Raw genomic sequence first — 16,302 nt, forward strand, 5'->3', positions numbered from 1 at the left:
GTGCCTCCGGGACCGGGCGAGGTGGTGGACGCGCTCATCGTGCCATCCCCATGAGGGTGTCGAGGGTCTCGTCGACGACACTGACGAAGCGCGCCGCGGCCTCGTAGGCGTGCTGGTACCCCAGCAGCGAGACCATCTCCTCGTCGACGCTGACGCTCGAGACCCCGAGGCGGGCCGACTCCGCCTGCCCGGCCAGCGCACTCTGGACGTCGGCGCGACGCGTCGCGCCCTGCACCTGGACCCCGACCGAGACGACGAGGTCGCGGTACAGCGAGTCCGGGCCGGAGGCCAGCTCGGACGAGGCGGCCATCGCGTCGGCGTTCGACCCGTCGGCGGCCGGCGGCGGGGCCGAGGACGCGGCGACACCCGCGGCGGTGAGCCCGGCGAGCTGCAGCGAGGCCGCGGTCGTGCCGCTGAAGAAGGCACCGCCGAGCGAGCCGGTCGCGTCGTAGCCGGCGGCCTGCCGGGCGTTGACGGTCGAGGCGACCCCGGCGGCCACGGCGTCGAGGCGGGTCATCACCGACGGGATGGTGTCGGCGAGGGTCGTGAGCATCCCGCCGACCTCGCCGGCGGAGACGGTGACGGGGGTGCCGCTCGCGGCGAAGACGACCGAGACCGACCCGGTCCCGGGACCGGTCGAGGGGCCGGAGACCCCGAGCGCGCTCACGTGGTTGCCCGAGACGAGCACCGAGCCGCCGACCGAGAGGGTGACGGTGCCGTCGTCCATCGGCTGCGCGACCGCGCCGACGACGCTGCCCAGCTGGCTGACGAGCTGTCCGCGCCGGTCCTCGAGCTCGGCCGTCGAGGACCCGGCGACCTTCGCGGCCCGGATGGCGTCGTTGAGCTCGGCGACGTCGGCCGTCAGCCGGTTGGCGGTGGCGACCGAGGCGTTGAGCGCCTCGCGGGTCCCGCCCCACTGGGTCGAGAGCCGGCCGGAGAGCTCGCGGAAGGACGCCGCGAGCCGACCACCCTGCTCGAGGACGCTCGTGCGCGCGGCGCTGCTCGACGGGTCGGTCGCGAGGTCGCCCCACGCGCTCCAGAACTCGGCGAGGCCGGCCTGCAGGCCGGTGTCCCCCGGCTCACCGAAGGCCGACTCGACCATCGAGTAGCCGTTGGCGACGAATCCCGCTGCGGCGGAGGCTCCTCGGGTCTGCAGGGCGCGGACCTCGAGCAGCTGGTCCTGGATGCGCGTCGTGCCGAGGACGACGACGCCCTCCCCCGTCGCCGGGGTGCGCCCGAACATCGACGGCACGTCCGTGCTCGCCTGGGCGGCCTGCTCGAGGCGCTGGCGCGTGTAGCCGGGCGTGTTGACGTTGCTGATGTTCTGGCCGGCGAGCTCGAGACCGCGCTGGGCGGCCTGGAGGGCGCTGAGGCCGATGCTGAGGGACGAGGAGGACATCAGGCCCTCGCATCCACGTAGACGGGGAGCTGGGCGACCGCCGCGGCCGGACGCCGGCCGTGCAGGTCGGCCTCGAGGGCCCGCGCGGAGTCGGCGAGCCGGGCGGCGACGACCGCCTCGAGGGCGCGGGTGCGCTGGAGGGCGGCGGTGGCGCGGGGCCCGAGCCGGGAGGGCAGGGGCGAGCCGACGGTCGGACGGGTGCCGAGGACGTCGACGAGGTCGTCGAGGGTGCCGGCGCGCACGAGCCCCTCGGCCCGCTCGAGCCCGGCCTCGACGGCGTCGAGCGCGTCGTCCCAGTCCCGGTCGAGGCTGCTCACGACGCCTCCGCCGTGGCGGCCGCGGTCGTGAACGCCTCGCGCAGCGGCTCGACGAGCTCGAGCGCCTCGGCGACGAGCGCGGCCGACTTCGTGACGTTCGCGTGGACCAGCCGGTCCTGGAGGTAGTCGTAGAGCGCGAGGAGGCCCTCGCCCTCGGGCCACACCGAGACGTCGAGCGAGGACGAGAGCTCGGAGACGATCTCCTGGGCGTGCCGGAGGGCGCGGTGCGAGCCCTCGACGTCGCGCCGCTCGAGGCCGACGAGGGCGACGGCGAGGTCCTTGACGAGCCGGTTGTAGAGCAGCACGACGAGCTGGTTCGGCGACGCCGTCGTCACGGAGTCGTTCGTGTAGAGCCGGCGCAGGGCCGCGGTGGTGGTCACGTCGTCTCCTCGCTCAGCCCGAGCTCGAGGTGGATGGGAGGGTCTTCAGCTGGGCGGTCAGCCAGTCGCTCTGCGACTTCAGCGTCCCGAGGGCGGTCTCGAGGGCGGCGTACTGCCGCTTGAGGGTGGACTCGCGCATCGTCATCCGGGCCTCGAAGGCGGTGATCTGCTGCGTGTAGTCCCGCACCCGGTCCTGCTCGGTGCCGATCTGCTTCGTGAGGTAGCCGTCGAGCGGGTCGGATGCCTGCGTCGCGACGTCGGCGACGGTGGAGGCCATCGTCGTCAGGGTCGAGCGCACCGCCGCGGGGTCCTTCGCGTACGCGGCGAGGAAGGCGGTGCGGTCGAAGGCGATCTGGCCGTCGCGGCCGACGCTCACCCCGTAGGCGGAGGGAGCCGTGCCCTGGCCGCCGACGGCCGCGTCGGTGATCCGCCGGGTGACCAGCTGGGTCATCGAGTTGCCCAGCAGCGCACCGGACCTCTTGGTGTCGGCGTCGTACCCGGAGCGCGACGAGATGAAGGTCAGCGCCTGGTTCGCGGCCGCGACGAGCGCAGCCATCCTGTCCGCCACTGCGGCGGTGTCGCCGGTGACGGTCGTCGTCACCGGGGTGCTCGGGTCGGCCTTGAGCGCGGTGATCGTCACGCCGCTCATCAGGCCGGTGACGCTCGCCGTCGAGGAGCGCACGTCGTACGCGCCGGGGCCGGTGCCGACGTGCAGCACGGTGTCGGTCCCGGCCTGCAGCTCGACGAGGTCGCCGAGCCCGGAGGCGCCGAACGCGCCCGCGGAGAGCATGAGGTCGGAGTCGGCGCCAGTGCTCGCCGAGGTCAGCTGGAGTCGGTAGGCGCCGGCCGACACCTGGACGGTCGAGGCGCTCGCACCGACGGCGGAGGTGCCCACGGCCGCGGCCACCTGGCCGAGGGTCGACCCCGCCGCCAGACCGAGGTCGGCGACGGTGGCGGAGCCGGCGCGCAGGCCGCCGGCGAGGGACAGGACCACCTGGTCCGTGCCCGAACCGGGGAGCGTGACGCTCGAGCCGGCGGAGAGGTCGGTGAGCGTGGTCGACACGCCGTCGACCGCGACGACGGCGTCGGTGCCGGTCGCGGTGGTCGCGGTGTCGGACAGGCCGAGTGCGGCGTTCGCGGTGTCGACGCGCAGCGAGGCGGCCGAGCCCTCACGGGTCGTCGCGAGCGCGAGGGAGCCGTCGGCGCCGATGGTCGCGCGCAGCGCCCCCCCGGCGGCCCGGGTGACCTCCGCCGCGAGCTGGGACGGGGTGTAGGTCCCGGCGGCGAGGTTGATCGTCGTGGGCCCGGACCCGGTGTCGACGACGAGCTGCGCGCTCGCGGCGTCGATCGTCACGGTGGACCCGAGAGGGACCCCGGAGAGGGTCGCACCGGAGGAGCCCTGGGTGACCCGGACGGTGTGGCCCCCGGCCGAGAGGGTCGTCCCGGGGAGCAGGGCGGTGGCGCCGATCGCGCCTAGCCCCTTGCCGAGGACGACGGGGGCGCTGGTCACCGCGGTCGAGAGGGAGGGGACGGTACCTCTCGACACCGCGGCGCCGGCGGTGGCGACGCTCGTGACCGTGAACGTCGCCGAGCCCGGGGCCGCCGTGCCGTCGGAGACGACGGACGCCAGCCCGGGCTGGGTCGAGCCCGACGTGGTCGTGGACCACGCCGAGGTCTTGGTGATCGAGTCGGTGAGGAAGGACCTGGCCACGTCCGCGAGCGAGGACATCGTCGAGTTCAGCGACTGCAGGGTGCTGACCATCGACTGGCTCGTGCTCTTGCCGGTGCTCAGGTAGGCGCCGGACTTGCGCTCGAGGGTCATGAGCGAGCTGATGATGGACGTCGTGTCCAGGCCGGAGATCAGTCCGTCGATGGACGCCATGGGTCCTCCTCCTTCCTCGCCTCGTCGAGATGGTGGTGCCGGTCCGCCCGGGCCCGCCGAGACGGCGGACCCGGGCGATCAGCCGTACTCAGCCGAGGAGCTTGAGGACGGACTGCGGGGCGCTGTTCGCCTGCGCGAGCATCGAGACGCCGGCCTGCGAGAGGATCTGCGAGCGCGAGAAGCTGCTCATCTCCTTCGCCATGTCGGTGTCGCGGATGCGCGACTCGGCCGCGGCGGCGTTCTCGGCCGCGACGCTCAGGCTGTTGATGGTGTGCTGCAGACGGTTCTGCACCGCACCGAGGTCGGCCCGGTTGCCCGAGACCGTCTTGATCGCGGCGTCGATCGAGGTCAGCGCGCTGGCGGCACCGGCCTGGGTCGAGACGTCGGCGCCGGTGGTGCCGAGGGTGGTCGTGTCGGCCTTGGCGAAGGCGACGGTGACGGTCTGGCCGCTGTTGGCACCGACCTGGAAGGTGAACGAGCCGGCCGTGCCGCCCGTGCCGTCGAGCAGGTTCTGCCCGTTGAACTGGGTGGTGGTGGCGATCCGGTCGAGCTCGTCGTTGAGAGCCGTGACCTCCTTCTGGATGGCCGCACGGTCGTCCGCGGTGTTCGTGTCGTTCGAGGACTGGACCGCGAGCTGGCGCATGCGCTGGAGGATGGAGTGCGTCTCGTTGAGCGCACCCTCCGCCGTCTGGACGAGGGAGATCGCGTCCTGCGCGTTGGACGAGGCCTGGCCGAGGCCGTTGGTCTGGGCGCGCAGCTTCTCGCTGATCGCCAGGCCGGCCGCGTCGTCGGCCGCGCGGTTGATGCGCAGACCCGAGGACAGGCGCTCGAGGCTGGTGTTCATCGAGCTCTGGGTGGAGCTCAGGTGCCGGTAGGTGTTGAGAGCGGCGACGTTGGTGTTGACCTGCAGACCCATGATGATTTCCTCCTTGGATGGGGTCTCGGACCGCCGTCCGTGGCGATCCGTGCCGCTCCCAGGGCGGGGCGACATCCCCCTCATCGGCCGGGCCCCGGACGACTTGAGGGCCCCGGCGGAGAAATTCCGCGGGGGCCCTCGAGGCGTGACCGGTGGGTCGTCAGACGGCGTACCGCGCCGTCTGGGCCGGGCGGGCGCCGAGGCTCCCGCGCTGCGAGATCGTGGCCCGCTTGGCGATGTCCGCGTAGTAGGTGGCGCGGCGGCGGGCCGCGGCCCCCGTCGTCGCCGCGGCGGCGACGCCGGCGGTGCGCTCCTGCTCGAGGGTGGCGTTCATCCCGTCGCGGAGCATGACCAGGGCCTCCGAACGCAGCTGCGAGACACGGGACTCGGTGACCCCCAGCTCCTCGGCGACGTCCTTGAGGAGGCGGTCCTCGAAGAAGACGGCACGCACGACGGTCCGCAGCCGCTCCGGGAGGGACTCGACGGCGGCGGTGAGGTACACCTCGCGCTCGTTGTCGACGACGACGTCCTCGGGGGTGCGGTCCACCCGCGGGAGCACGGTGTCGCCGACGCCGGCGTCGACGAGGGAGTCGATGCGCACGACGGTCGACCGGTGCACGGCGTGGGAGACCTCGCGGACCTCCTCGACGCTCAGGCCCATCCGGTCCGCCAGCTCGCGGTCGGCGGGCTCGCGGCCGAGCTCGGCGGTGAGGACGCCGCGCGCCGCGTCGTGCTCGCGGGCCCGGGTCCGGACCGAGCGGGTGGCCCAGTCCATCGAGCGCAGCTCGTCGAGGAGGGCGCCCTTGATGCGCGTCGCGGCGTAGCGGCCGAACGGCACCCCCCGCTCGGGGTCGAACGACGCGGCGGCCGCGGCCAGGGCGTGCATCCCGGCGGACGTCAGGTCGTCGACGGCGACGTGGGAGGGGAGGCGGGCGCTCAGCGAGCGCACCTCGTAGCCGACGATGGGGAGATGGTCACGGCAGAGCTGCTCGAGGTCCCCCCTGCGGGACGAGGTGGCGCTGGTGCTGGCGTTCTCGGTCACGGATCAAGCGTCGAACCGCTTCGGTGACCCCGCCACCCGGGGAGGGCCCGATCGGGTACATAGGGCCCTTCGGCGTAGCGGGCGCGCACCGAACGTGCAGCGGGCATCCTCCGAACGGCCAGCATGTACCCCGACCTCACGCTCCGGCACCCGCCGGTTCCCCCGTGGCAGACTGGGTCCCGCGCCGGAGGTGCTCAAGTCCGCCTCCGCCCGAGCCGATGAGGTGCGAGTGGAACACCGCGAGGAAAGCGTCGTCGCCGCGTGCGCGGACCTGTCCGAGTCGCTGTGGCGCACCCGCGAGCTCCTCGAGTCCCTCGCCTACCGGATCGAGGTGCAGCGGGCGCTCGTCGAGACCGGCCGCAGCACCTGGCTGGCCCGCTCGACCCGTGACGTCGACGAGCTCATCACGACCGTCCGCTCCGCCGAGCTGACCCGGGCGGTCGACCTCGTGCCGCTCACCGAGCTGCTGGGGGTCGCCCCCGAGGCGACGCTGCGCGAGATCGCCGACGTCGTCCCCGCCCCCTGGGACCAGGTCCTCGCCGAGCACCGGCACGCGCTCACCGAGCTCACCGGGCGGCTCACCGAGGCCGCGCTGGCCAACAAGGAGCTGCTCGCCTCGAGCGCCCAGGCCATCGACGAGGCCCTCGCCCGCTTCCGGAGCACCGGCACGGGCTCCACCTACACCGCCACGGGCACGCGCGACCGCGAGTCCGCGGCCCGGTTCTTCGACGAGACGACGTGAGGTCGCACATGACGGACACCATCGAGCCGACCACCGCGTCGCGCACCATCCACGTGCCGGAGGGCCTCGTCGGGTTCCCCGCCACCGAGTACGAGGTCGCACCGGTCGCCCCGGGCCTGTTCGACCTGCGCCCGCTCGGTGGGGACGCCACGGGCTTCGTCACCGCCGACGCAGAGGTCTTCTTCCCCGACTACCACCCCGAGCTCGACGACCCCACCGCCGAGCGGCTCGGGCTCACCGACGCCGCCGACGCGCAGGTCCTGCTCATCGTCACGGTCGCCGAGGACGTCACCCGCTCGACCGCCAACCTCCTCGCGCCGGTCGTCGTCAACGCCCGCACGCTCGCCGCCGAGCAGGTCGTCCTCACCGGCCAGGACTTCCCGCTCCGGGCACCGCTCATCGCCTCGTGACCCCCGACCACCGACCCGCCGACCCGCGAGGAGAGGAGCACCCGTGCTGGTGCTGAGCCGCAGGCCCCACGAGGGCATCCGGATCCGCCACGACATCGTCGTCACCGTGCTCGAGATCAGCGGCGACAAGGTGCGCCTCGGCATCGAGGCCCCCGCCAACGTGCAGATCCACCGCGAGGAGATCTACCTCGCCGTGCGCCGCGCCAACGAGGAGGCCTCCGCGACGTCGTCGGCCGCCGTCGCCGGGCTCGCCCGCGTTATCGGCGACCGGGCCGGCGACACGGCTGCGGCGCCGACACCCGGCGCACCGCCGGGGCCGCCGCGGGCCGACGACGCCCCCGCCGGCTGAGCGGACCGGCCCCCGCCGCAGGCCGACCGACGGCGCAGCCGATCAGAGCCGGCCGTCCTTGAAGCTCGCGAAGGCCTTCTTCGACGCGGCGTCGAGCACGACGATCGACTGGCCGTCCGGGCTCGTCCCGAAACCGCCCTTGGCGACCGTGTGCCCCACCTTCGTCGGGTCGAGCTTGTAGAACGACGCGACGAAGGTCAGCGCGTCGGCTGCGGAGAGGTCGGTCTCGGCGTACTTCGAGACGATCGACATCTCCTTCGGCACCACCTTCACCCCCTCGACCCGGGCCGCGACGGCGGCCGCGAGGAGCAGCTCGGACTGGTGCGCCGAGCGGCCGAAGTCGCCGTCCGGCAGCGACTTGCGCTCGCGCGCGTAGGCGAGCGCGAACTTGCCCGAGAGGATCTGCTTGCCGGCCTTGACGGTCGTCTTGCCCTGGAGGACCACCTTCTTGGCCACCGTCATCGGCAGCCCGCCCGACTCGTTGACGATCTTCCCGAACCCGCCGAAGCCGGTGACGACGTAGCCCTCGATCGGCAGGCCGGTGACCTTGCGGACGGTGTCGACCTGACCCTTGCCGCCGCCGTAGGCGAACGCGGCGTTGATCTTGGCGTTGCCGCCGCCGGGCATCGGGGCCCAGATGTCGCGGGCCATGCCCATGACGCCGCCACCGCCCTTGCCGTCGACGCCGAGGACCTGGAGGGTGTCACCGCGGGTGCCCTTGAGCGTCTTGTTCGGCCGCGCGTCCGAGCCGATGACGAGGACGAACCGCGGGCCCTTGCCGAGCGAGGTCGGCTTGTCGAGCGAGGGCCACCAGCCGCCGACGACCTTCCAGTCCGGCCCGACGGCGAGGGTGACGTCGTCGCCGGAGGTGACGACGGCGACCTTCTCCTTCTTCCACGTGCCGAGCGTGGCGGTGGCCTCGATGCCCGTCTTCCCCGCGTAGACCTTCGCGACGGCCGCGGTGAGCTCGGCGTCGGCGCCCTCGACGACGACGTCGGGGGTGGGGGTCGGGGTGGCCGAGGTCGAGCTCGCGGAGGTCGTGGTCGTGGGCTCGGGGTCGCCGGAGCAGCCGGCGACGGCGAGCAGGACGACGGCGAGGACCGCGGTGGGACGCATGCGCATGGCGGAGAGGGTATGCCGGGGTGCGCGCGGCTCCCGCATCGGGCTCAGGCGTGTCTCAGCGGCTGTCCGTCGCGAGCAGCTCGATGGTGCAGGTGGGGCCGGAGGCGTGAGCGAGCCGCCGGTCGCCGGTGAGGAGGGTCGCGCCCAGAACCTCGGCCAGTGCGACCACGAGGACGCTCGCGTCAACGACGAGCACGATCCTCCTGCACGGTCGCGACCGCCTCCGTCAGCGGGACCGACCCGCCCGACCGACCGCCCGCCCGGGCGAGGACCTCCTCGACGGTCGGCCGGCTGGCCTCGGCGATCAGCCGGGTACGCAGGTACTCCTGGAGCGACTGGTGCGCGGCCGCGGCGCGTTGCCGCAGGACCGCATGGGTGCTCTCCGGGACGTCCTTGATCTGCACGCGCGGCATGGCGCCATCGGCGCCAGGGCGCAAGCAATGGCCCACCGGACACCCCGCTGCGCCGTCTTCTCAGCGCGGGACCTGGTCGGTGCGGGGGCGCCGGCTGCCCCGCACGTGCCGGTCCCAGGGGGCCGCGAGGTACTCGCCGAGGACGGTGCCGGTGGCGATGGCGAGCAGCACCCCGCCCGCGGACAGCAGGGTCGACAGGCCCGACTGGAAGGTGAGCAGCCCGGAGTTCTCGCCCTGCGCGACGAGCTCGTAGAGGCCGCGGAAGATCGTCAGACCGGGGAGCAGGCCGAAGCTCGCCGGCACGACGAGGACGAGGGAGGGCGCGTCCATCCGCTGCGCGAGCAGCCGGCCGAGCACGCCGACGGCGACCGCGGCGATCCCCGTGGCGGTGACCGCCCCGACGCCCGGGCCGCGGGTGAGCACGGCCGAGACCGCCACCCCGATGATCGTCAGCAGGCCCATCGGGAGGATGAGCCCGCGGCGGCTCTGGACGGTGACGCCCGCGGCGAGGCCGACGACGAGCGAGGCGAGGAGGGCCGGGACGATCGGGGCCTGGGTGACCCGCAGGTCGAGGACGTCCGGCGAGACGAAGTCGCTGCCGGTCCAGCGGGTGAGGTTGAGCATGAGACCGAGCCCCGAGGCGATGCCGATGATGAGGCCGGTGAGCGAGAGCAGCACGGCGAGCAGGCGTCCGGCGCCGGTCAACGGGTAGCCGAAGATGACGTCCTCGATCGCCGAGGCCATCGTGCGCCCGGGGAGCATCGCGACGATGCCGCCGGCGACGACGAAGGCGAAGTCGCTCTCGTCGAACGGGATGACCCCGCTGGCCCCGAGCGCGTAGAGCCCACCCGCGAAGAGCGTGGCGGCGGCGGCGTTGATCGCGTTGCCGTAGAACTCCGGCAGCTCGAGGCGCGCGTGGGCCCGCGCGACCCCGGCCACGGCGAGCACGACGACGATGGTCAGCAGCGCGGCGAGCGGGCTGGCCCCGATGACCACGGCGACGGCCGAGGCGAGGACCGCGTTGGCCGCCGTGACCGCCCAGCGCGGGTAGTTGCGGGGGTGCTTCCCGATCCGGCGGATGCGCGTCGCCGCCTCCTCGGTGGAGACCTCCCCTGCGACGAGCGACTCGACGAGGCGGTGCACGGCCACGAGGCGCGCGTAGTCGAAGCGGGTGTGCCGGACGACCCGGAGCAGGGTGTGGGGCGTGCCCCCGCTGCTGCGGGCCTGGACGACGATCGACTGGAGGGTGATGTCGAGCTCGACGCGGTCGACCCCCGCCGCGGCGGCCGTCGCGGCGATCGCGCCCTCGACCTGCGGGGCGCCGGCGCCGCAGCGCAGCATCAGCTCGCCGACGCGCACGGCGAGGTCGAGGGCGTCGCGCAGGGCGGTGTCCTCGGCGGCGTTGTCGGGGATGCGGGCGTGCCGGTACGGCGTGCGCCGCAGGAGGTCGGCCATCGGCATCGGCTCGGTCGGCAGGTCGCCGCGCAGGATGCGCGGCCGCCGGGTCCGGGGGTCGGTCACAGGCTCGGCACCACCTCGTCGACCCAGCCGGGCGGGGTCGACAGCGGCCACCACGCGGGGGCGCCGCGGCTCGCGGTGAGGGCGACGAGGACCGCGCCGCCGAGGAGGAGGGCGACGACGAGCACCTGCCGCACGGTGTCGTGGCCGGTGAGCCCCCGCACGAGGCTGCGGCTGCCGCGGCGCAGGCTCGCGCCGCCCGGGCCCCACCACGCCGTGAGGGCGGTGAACACGCCCGCGGCGAGCAGCGGGACGACACCGTCGGCGCGCACCGCCGCGCCCGTCAGCCCGCCGACGACGAGCGCGCCGGCGAACATCGCGGACACCCCGACGAGGAGCGGGAGGGCGAGCGTGACGAGGGAGCCGACGGCGCCGACGACGAGGTGCCAGGGGCTCGAGGCGACGGCGAGCGCGACGTCGCTGCCGCGGGCGCCACGGTCGTGCCGGCGCATGACGAGGGAGGTGACCGACCGGTCGGAGGTGCGGGCGAGGACCATCCAGGCCCCGAGCAGCAGGAGCCCGACGAGCGGGGCGGCGACGGTGACACCGGCGAGCAGCGCGAGGAGGGCGAGGAGGACCCCCGAGCGCGTCGGCAGCCCGATGCGCGGGTCGGTGGCGACCTGGACGACGTCGTCGTCGTCCTCCTCGAACGGCGCGAGCGGTCCGGGCGGCAGGGCGGGCGGGGGGCCGGGGCGTCCGGTGCCCGTGGGCGGCGGCGGGGCCGGGGCCGGCGGGACGGTCGGGGCCGGCGGGGCGGCGGCGGGCAGCGCGGCGGTGCCCGAGGTGTCGATGGCCCGGGTCTCGGGGCGGGCGCGGCGGACCTCGATGGCCGAGGTCGCGAGCTCACCGCGCGCGTACCGCTCGAGGGCGCGGACCACCTCGCCCTGGTGCGGTCGCTCGTCGGGGTGCGGCGAGAGCGCCGCGTAGAGCAGCGGCTCGATGCGGGGGTCGACGGCGACGAGGTCGGGCTCGCCGGAGGCCACGCGGGCGAGGACGGCGTTCATCCCGCCGCCCCCGAACGGCGGGGTGCCGCTCGCGGCGAAGGCCGTCGTGGCCGCCCAGCCCCACCAGTCGGTGGCCGGCGAGACGTCGTCGCCGTGGACGACCTCGGGCGCGAGGTAGCCCGGGGTCCCCATGACGAGGCCGGCGCTCGTGAGCCGGACGTCGTCGACGACGTGGGCGATGCCGAAGTCGATGAGCACCGGGTCGCCCTCGACGAGGAGGACGTTGCCCGGCTTGACGTCGCGGTGGACGACGTCGGCCGAGTGGATGGCGTCGAGGGCCTCGGCGAGCCCGGCGGCGAGGCGGTGCAGCTCCTCGGGCGGCAGCGGGCCACGGCGCGCCACGTGGTCGTCGAGCGGCGGGCCGTCGATGAACCGGGTGACGACGTACGGGGTGTCGCCGTCGACGTCGGCGTCGACGACCGGTGCGATGCGGGGGCTGCGGATGCGGCTCAGGGTGTCGACCTCGCGGGCGAGGCGGGCGCGGGCGTCGGGGTCGTGCGCGACGTGGGCCCGCAGGACCTTGACCGCGACCGCCCGGCCGTGCCGGTCGAGGCCGAGGTGGACCACCCCCATCCCGCCCTCGCCGAGGCGCTGGACCAGCCGGTACGGACCGAGCCGGGCGTGCTCGCCCGGCTCGTCGTGGTCCCGCGGCCGGTGGCCGTCCGCGGGCGCGTCGGCGGTCATGGGTCCACGGTAGGCGCTCGGGCTGAGCGCGTGCTGGAAGCCCTCCGGGGCGCGTGTGGGGCTGCCGCGTGCAGAAATCGACGAATGTGTCGATTGGTGGACGCCGGGTTCGATCGTGCAGACGACCGGGCGTGCAGAAACCGACGAATGTGTCGGTTGTCGTCCGCGCCGGCTACTGCTGGATGTAGTCGCGCAGCTGGTCGCGCTCGGCCTGGAGGGTGTCGATGCGGAACTTGACGATGTCGCCGATGCTGACGATCGCCGCGAGCCGGTCGTCCTGGAGCACCGGCACGTGGCGAATGCGCCGCTCGGTCATCCGCGAGGCCATGTCCTCGAGGGAGTCCTCGGGCGTGCAGGTGTGCACCTCGGCGGTCATGATCTGGCGCACCGGTGCCTCGAGCAGGCCCGCGCCGTCGGTGTGCAGGTGCCGCACGACGTCGCGCTCGGAGACGATGCCGTGGACCCCCTCGCCGTCGTCGCTGACGACGACGGCGCCGATCCGGTGCTCCGACAGCAGGGCCAGCAGCTCGACGACGGTGGCGTCGGGACGCACCGTGACGACGTCCCCGCCCTTGCGCTTCACGACGTCCGCGATCCTCATGGCCCAACCGTAGGGACTGCCGCCCCGACGCGCCAGAGGAGGAGCGCCCGCCGTGGGACGGCCCTCGCGGCGCGGCGCCGGGGTCCGGCATACTGGGGACACCGTGTGCACCGACGCAGGCGGGAGCTCCACCCTTTACAACGGATCGTCCGGCACGTTCCTGCCGGTGAAGGAAAGGCAACGACGCCATGGCAACTGTGAAGTTCGACGAGGCCACCCGCATCTACCCGGGCAACGACACCCCCTCGGTCGACAAGCTGAACATCGACATCGCCGACGGGGAGTTCCTCGTCCTCGTCGGTCCCTCCGGCTGCGGCAAGTCCACCTCGCTGCGCATGCTCGCCGGCCTCGAGGAGGTCAACGGCGGCAAGATCTGGATCGGCGACCGCGACGTCACCGACCTGTCGCCCAAGGACCGCGACGTCGCGATGGTCTTCCAGAACTACGCGCTCTACCCGCACATGACGGTCGCCGACAACATGGGCTTCGCGCTCAAGATCGCCGGCGTCGACAAGGGCGAGATCCGCAAGCGCGTGGAGGAGGCCGCGAACATCCTCGACCTCACCCAGTACCTCGAGCGCAAGCCGAAGGCCCTCTCCGGTGGCCAGCGCCAGCGCGTCGCGATGGGCCGCGCGATCGTCCGCAGCCCGCAGGTCTTCCTCATGGACGAGCCGCTGTCGAACCTCGACGCCAAGCTCCGCGTCCAGACCCGCACCCAGATCGCCTCGCTCCAGCGCCGGCTCGGCGTCACGACCGTCTACGTCACCCACGACCAGGTCGAGGCCATGACGATGGGCGACCGGATCGCGCTGCTCAAGGACGGCATCCTCCAGCAGTGCGCCACCCCGCGCGAGATGTACGACAACCCGGCGAACCTCTTCGTCGCGGGCTTCATCGGCTCCCCGGCGATGAACCTCGTCACGGTGCCGGTCACCTCCGACGGCGCGAAGTTCGGCAACCACAACGTGTCCATCCCGCGCGAGGGTGCGGGCAACGGCGGCTCGACGCTCATCGTCGGTGTCCGCCCGGAGGACGTCGAGGTCACGACGAACCCCGACGGCCTCGAGCTGACCGTCGACGTCGTCGAGGAGCTCGGCGCCGACGCGTACGTCTACGGCACGCCCACCGACCCGAACATCAAGCTCGAGGGTGGCGACGACAACCTCGTCAAGCCGTTCATCGCGCGGGTCGACGGCCGGCAGGTCCCCGACAAGGGCGGGAAGATCTACGTCTACCCGAAGTCGCAGCACATGCACGTCTTCGACCCCTCCAGCGGCGCCCGCCTCGGCTGAGTCCGCCACCGCTGCACCGCGACGACGCCCCGGACGAGCCACTCGTCCGGGGCGTCGCCCGTCCCGGTGCCGCAACCTCCACCGGGAGCGTTGCCGCACACCGACTCCCGACCTCCGGAGCCCCGATGGCCCTCGAGCTCACCGCCGCCCGACCCGACCCCGCCCTCCTCGACCTGCCGTGGCGCGTCCCGCTCGAGGAGTGGCCCGAGGACATCCTCGCCGCCCTCCCCCGCGGCATCTCCCGGCACGTCGTGCGCTTCGTCCGGCTCTCCGGGCGGGTGCTGGCCATCAAGGAGATCAAGGACGACATCGCCCGCCGCGAGTACGAGATGCTCCGCAACCTCGGGCGCCTCCACCTGCCCGCGGTCGAGCCGTTCGCCGTGGTCAGCGGCCGGGTCGGGCTCGACGGGCAGCCGCTCGACGCCTGCCTCGTCACCCGGCACCTCCAGTTCTCGCTGCCGTACCGGGCGCTCTACAGCCAGTCGCTGCGCAAGGGCACCGCGACCCGGCTCATCGACGCCCTCGCCGTGCTGCTCGTCCGGCTCCACCTCGCGGGGTTCTGGTGGGGCGACGTCTCGCTGTCCAACACCCTCTTCCGGCGCGACGCCGGCGCGTTCGCGGCCTACCTCGTCGACGCCGAGACCGGCGAGCTCCGCAACCGGCTGAGCGACGGGCAGCGCGAGCACGACCTCGAGATCGCCCGGGTCAACATCGCCGGCGAGCTGATGGACCTCGACGCCGGCGGCCTGCTCCAGGAGGAGCGCGACCCGGTGGAGGTCAGCGAGCGGATCATGACGCGCTACCGCGACCTGTGGGCCGAGCTGACGAGCGAGGAGCTCATCGACGACTCCGAGCGCTGGCGCGTCGACGACCGCATCCGGCGGCTCAACGAGAAGGGCTTCGACGTCGACGAGCTCGAGATCACGACCGACATCGACGGCACCTCGATCCGCATCCAGCCCAAGGTCGTCGACTCCGGCCACCACTCGCGGCGGCTGCTGCGGCTCACCGGCCTCGACGTGCGCGAGAACCAGGCCCGCCGGCTGCTCAACGACCTCGAGGTGTACTCGGCCTCCACCGGCCGGCAGGGCGAGGACGAGGAGATCGTCGCGCACGACTGGCTCGCGAGCGTCTACGAGCCGGTGACCCGCGGGGTGCCGCGCCACCTCGTCGCCAAGCTCGAGCCGGCCGAGGTCTTCCACGAGGTGCTCGAGCACCGGTGGTACCTCGCCGAGCGGGCGCAGCACGACATCCCCATCCGCGACGCGGTCGCCGACTACGTCGCCACGGTCCTGCCGGGCAAGCCCGACGAGCGCGCGGTGCTCGGGGTCGACACCGAGGAGCTCCCGGTGGTCGCCGACACCGGCCCCTAGGATCGGGTCAGACCGACGAGAGGGAACCGATGTCCGAGCAGCCGCCGCCCACCGACCCGTCGCGCGAGCCGCAGCCCCCGGCCCCCGAGCCCCCGGCTCCCCCACAGCCCGCGGCCCCGCAGCCCCCGGCTCCGGCGCCCGCCCCGCCCCCGGCGCAGCCGCCGTACGGACAGGCCCCGGCCGGGTACGGACCCCCCGCGCAGAACCCCTACGGCGGCGCCACCGCGGACCCCTGGGCCGCGCAGCGCTCGATGCAGCCCGGGCACCTCGGCTACGTCGAGGCCCACTTCGGACCGGTCGCCTCCTTCGGCGACCGCGTCCTCGCCCTGCTCGTCGACGGCCTGCTGAGCCTCGTCGCCCTCGGACCGATGCTCATCGGCATCCCCTTCATCGTCGCGGGGGCCCCGGACTCCACCGGCTACGACGACTACGGGTACCAGACCTACGGCGACGCCAACGGCGGCCTCATCGCGGTCGGCGTCTCGCTCGTGGTGCTCGGGTTCCTCGTGGGCCTCGGTGTGCAGCTGTGGAACCGGGTCTTCCGGATGGGTCGCACCGGCCAGAGCGTCGGGAAGAAGGCGATGGGTCTGCGGCTCCTCGACGCCCGCACCGGCCAGCCGATCGGCGCCGGCATGTGCTTCCTCCGCGAGCTCGTCAGCGGCCTGGTCAACCAGGTGATCTACCTGTCCTACCTCTGGATGCTCTGGGACGACGACAAGCAGACCATCGCCGACAAGGCGGTCCACTCCACCGTCGTCAAGGTCCCCAAGGCCTGACCGCGCCCGCAGTGCGGCCGCGGCACCCCGGGCGGAGCGAGCGGCTGCCGCTAGGGTGAGCGCCAGCCGGCCGCCGCCGGAC

The 16,302-nt window shown here is 73.7% G+C and carries 18 protein-coding genes; 6 read left to right on the plus strand and 12 right to left on the minus strand.

Features of this window, described 5'->3' with window-relative positions:
- Nucleotides 1-34: 34 nt before the first annotated feature.
- From flgK to JQN70_RS13825, 6 genes are all read right to left on the minus strand, one after another.
- Entirely contained in the window at nucleotides 35-1,399 is a 1,365-nt protein-coding gene (gene flgK, locus JQN70_RS13800; protein ID WP_204131938.1) for a flagellar hook-associated protein FlgK, read from the minus strand.
- The gene (locus JQN70_RS13805; RefSeq protein ID WP_204131939.1) at nucleotides 1,399-1,716 is read right to left on the minus strand and encodes a hypothetical protein; all 318 of its coding nucleotides are present in this window, start codon (nucleotides 1,714-1,716) and stop codon (nucleotides 1,399-1,401) included. The genes flgK and JQN70_RS13805 overlap by 1 nt, the downstream gene beginning before the upstream one ends.
- A complete protein-coding gene (gene fliS / locus JQN70_RS13810) occupies nucleotides 1,713-2,096 on the minus strand; it encodes a flagellar export chaperone FliS (protein ID WP_204131940.1) in 384 nt (127 codons plus the stop codon). The genes JQN70_RS13805 and fliS overlap by 4 nt, the downstream gene beginning before the upstream one ends.
- A gap of 13 nt (nucleotides 2,097-2,109) precedes the next feature.
- Entirely contained in the window at nucleotides 2,110-3,978 is a 1,869-nt protein-coding gene (gene fliD, locus JQN70_RS13815; protein WP_204131941.1) for a flagellar filament capping protein FliD, read from the minus strand.
- An 88-nt stretch (nucleotides 3,979-4,066) separates the two neighbouring features.
- Entirely contained in the window at nucleotides 4,067-4,894 is an 828-nt protein-coding gene (locus tag JQN70_RS13820; RefSeq protein ID WP_204131942.1) for a flagellin N-terminal helical domain-containing protein, read from the minus strand.
- 160 nt (nucleotides 4,895-5,054) lie between these two features.
- A complete protein-coding gene (locus JQN70_RS13825; protein ID WP_204131943.1) occupies nucleotides 5,055-5,936 on the minus strand; it encodes a sigma-70 family RNA polymerase sigma factor in 882 nt (293 codons plus the stop codon).
- 229 nt (nucleotides 5,937-6,165) lie between these two features.
- Between JQN70_RS13825 and JQN70_RS20215 the strand changes: the two genes are divergently transcribed.
- Genes JQN70_RS20215 through csrA form a run of 3 tightly spaced genes read left to right on the plus strand, consistent with a single transcriptional unit; the run spans nucleotide 6,166 to nucleotide 7,437 of the window.
- Nucleotides 6,166-6,678, plus strand: a complete 513-nt coding sequence (locus JQN70_RS20215; RefSeq protein WP_307835989.1) for a flagellar protein FlgN — start codon at nucleotides 6,166-6,168, stop codon at nucleotides 6,676-6,678.
- Between the two features lie 8 nt (nucleotides 6,679-6,686).
- On the plus strand, nucleotides 6,687-7,088 hold the full coding sequence (locus JQN70_RS13835) for a flagellar assembly protein FliW (RefSeq protein ID WP_204131945.1): 402 nt from the start codon (nucleotides 6,687-6,689) through the stop codon (nucleotides 7,086-7,088).
- A 43-nt stretch (nucleotides 7,089-7,131) separates the two neighbouring features.
- Nucleotides 7,132-7,437 carry a carbon storage regulator CsrA gene (gene csrA / locus JQN70_RS13840; protein ID WP_204131946.1) on the plus strand — a complete coding sequence of 102 codons (306 nt, stop codon included), beginning with the start codon at nucleotides 7,132-7,134 and terminating at the stop codon, nucleotides 7,435-7,437.
- Nucleotides 7,438-7,479: 42 nt separating this feature from the next.
- Here the strand turns inward: csrA and JQN70_RS13845 are convergent, their stop codons facing one another.
- From JQN70_RS13845 to JQN70_RS13870, 6 genes are all read right to left on the minus strand, one after another.
- Complete coding sequence (locus tag JQN70_RS13845) at nucleotides 7,480-8,559, minus strand: LCP family protein (RefSeq protein WP_204131947.1); 1,080 nt, start codon at nucleotides 8,557-8,559, stop codon at nucleotides 7,480-7,482.
- 55 nt (nucleotides 8,560-8,614) lie between these two features.
- On the minus strand, nucleotides 8,615-8,755 hold the full coding sequence (locus tag JQN70_RS13850; protein WP_204131948.1) for a hypothetical protein: 141 nt from the start codon (nucleotides 8,753-8,755) through the stop codon (nucleotides 8,615-8,617).
- Entirely contained in the window at nucleotides 8,742-8,972 is a 231-nt protein-coding gene (locus JQN70_RS13855; RefSeq protein ID WP_204131949.1) for a FitA-like ribbon-helix-helix domain-containing protein, read from the minus strand. Before JQN70_RS13855 ends, JQN70_RS13850 begins: the two co-directional genes overlap by 14 nt.
- 60 nt (nucleotides 8,973-9,032) lie before the next feature.
- Nucleotides 9,033-10,493 (minus strand): threonine/serine exporter family protein, encoded by a 1,461-nt coding sequence (locus JQN70_RS13860; RefSeq protein WP_204131950.1) that lies wholly within the window; start codon nucleotides 10,491-10,493, stop codon nucleotides 9,033-9,035.
- Entirely contained in the window at nucleotides 10,490-12,178 is a 1,689-nt protein-coding gene (locus tag JQN70_RS13865) for a serine/threonine-protein kinase (RefSeq protein WP_204131951.1), read from the minus strand. The genes JQN70_RS13860 and JQN70_RS13865 overlap by 4 nt, the downstream gene beginning before the upstream one ends.
- 172 nt (nucleotides 12,179-12,350) lie before the next feature.
- Nucleotides 12,351-12,779 carry a CBS domain-containing protein gene (locus JQN70_RS13870; RefSeq protein WP_204131952.1) on the minus strand — a complete coding sequence of 143 codons (429 nt, stop codon included), beginning with the start codon at nucleotides 12,777-12,779 and terminating at the stop codon, nucleotides 12,351-12,353.
- A gap of 188 nt (nucleotides 12,780-12,967) precedes the next feature.
- Here JQN70_RS13870 and JQN70_RS13875 point away from each other — a divergent pair, with 188 nt between their 5' ends.
- The 3 genes from JQN70_RS13875 (at nucleotide 12,968) to JQN70_RS13885 (ending at nucleotide 16,220) form a co-directional block, all read left to right on the plus strand.
- On the plus strand, nucleotides 12,968-14,071 hold the full coding sequence (locus tag JQN70_RS13875; protein ID WP_204131953.1) for an ABC transporter ATP-binding protein: 1,104 nt from the start codon (nucleotides 12,968-12,970) through the stop codon (nucleotides 14,069-14,071).
- A 125-nt stretch (nucleotides 14,072-14,196) separates the two neighbouring features.
- Nucleotides 14,197-15,444 (plus strand): DUF4032 domain-containing protein, encoded by a 1,248-nt coding sequence (locus tag JQN70_RS13880; protein WP_204131954.1) that lies wholly within the window; start codon nucleotides 14,197-14,199, stop codon nucleotides 15,442-15,444.
- Nucleotides 15,445-15,473: 29 nt separating this feature from the next.
- Nucleotides 15,474-16,220 carry an RDD family protein gene (locus JQN70_RS13885; RefSeq protein WP_204131955.1) on the plus strand — a complete coding sequence of 249 codons (747 nt, stop codon included), beginning with the start codon at nucleotides 15,474-15,476 and terminating at the stop codon, nucleotides 16,218-16,220.
- Nucleotides 16,221-16,302: the final 82 nt, after the last annotated feature.

The organism is Phycicoccus sonneratiae (assembly GCF_016887965.1).
GTDB lineage: Bacteria > Actinomycetota > Actinomycetes > Actinomycetales > Dermatophilaceae > Phycicoccus > Phycicoccus sonneratiae.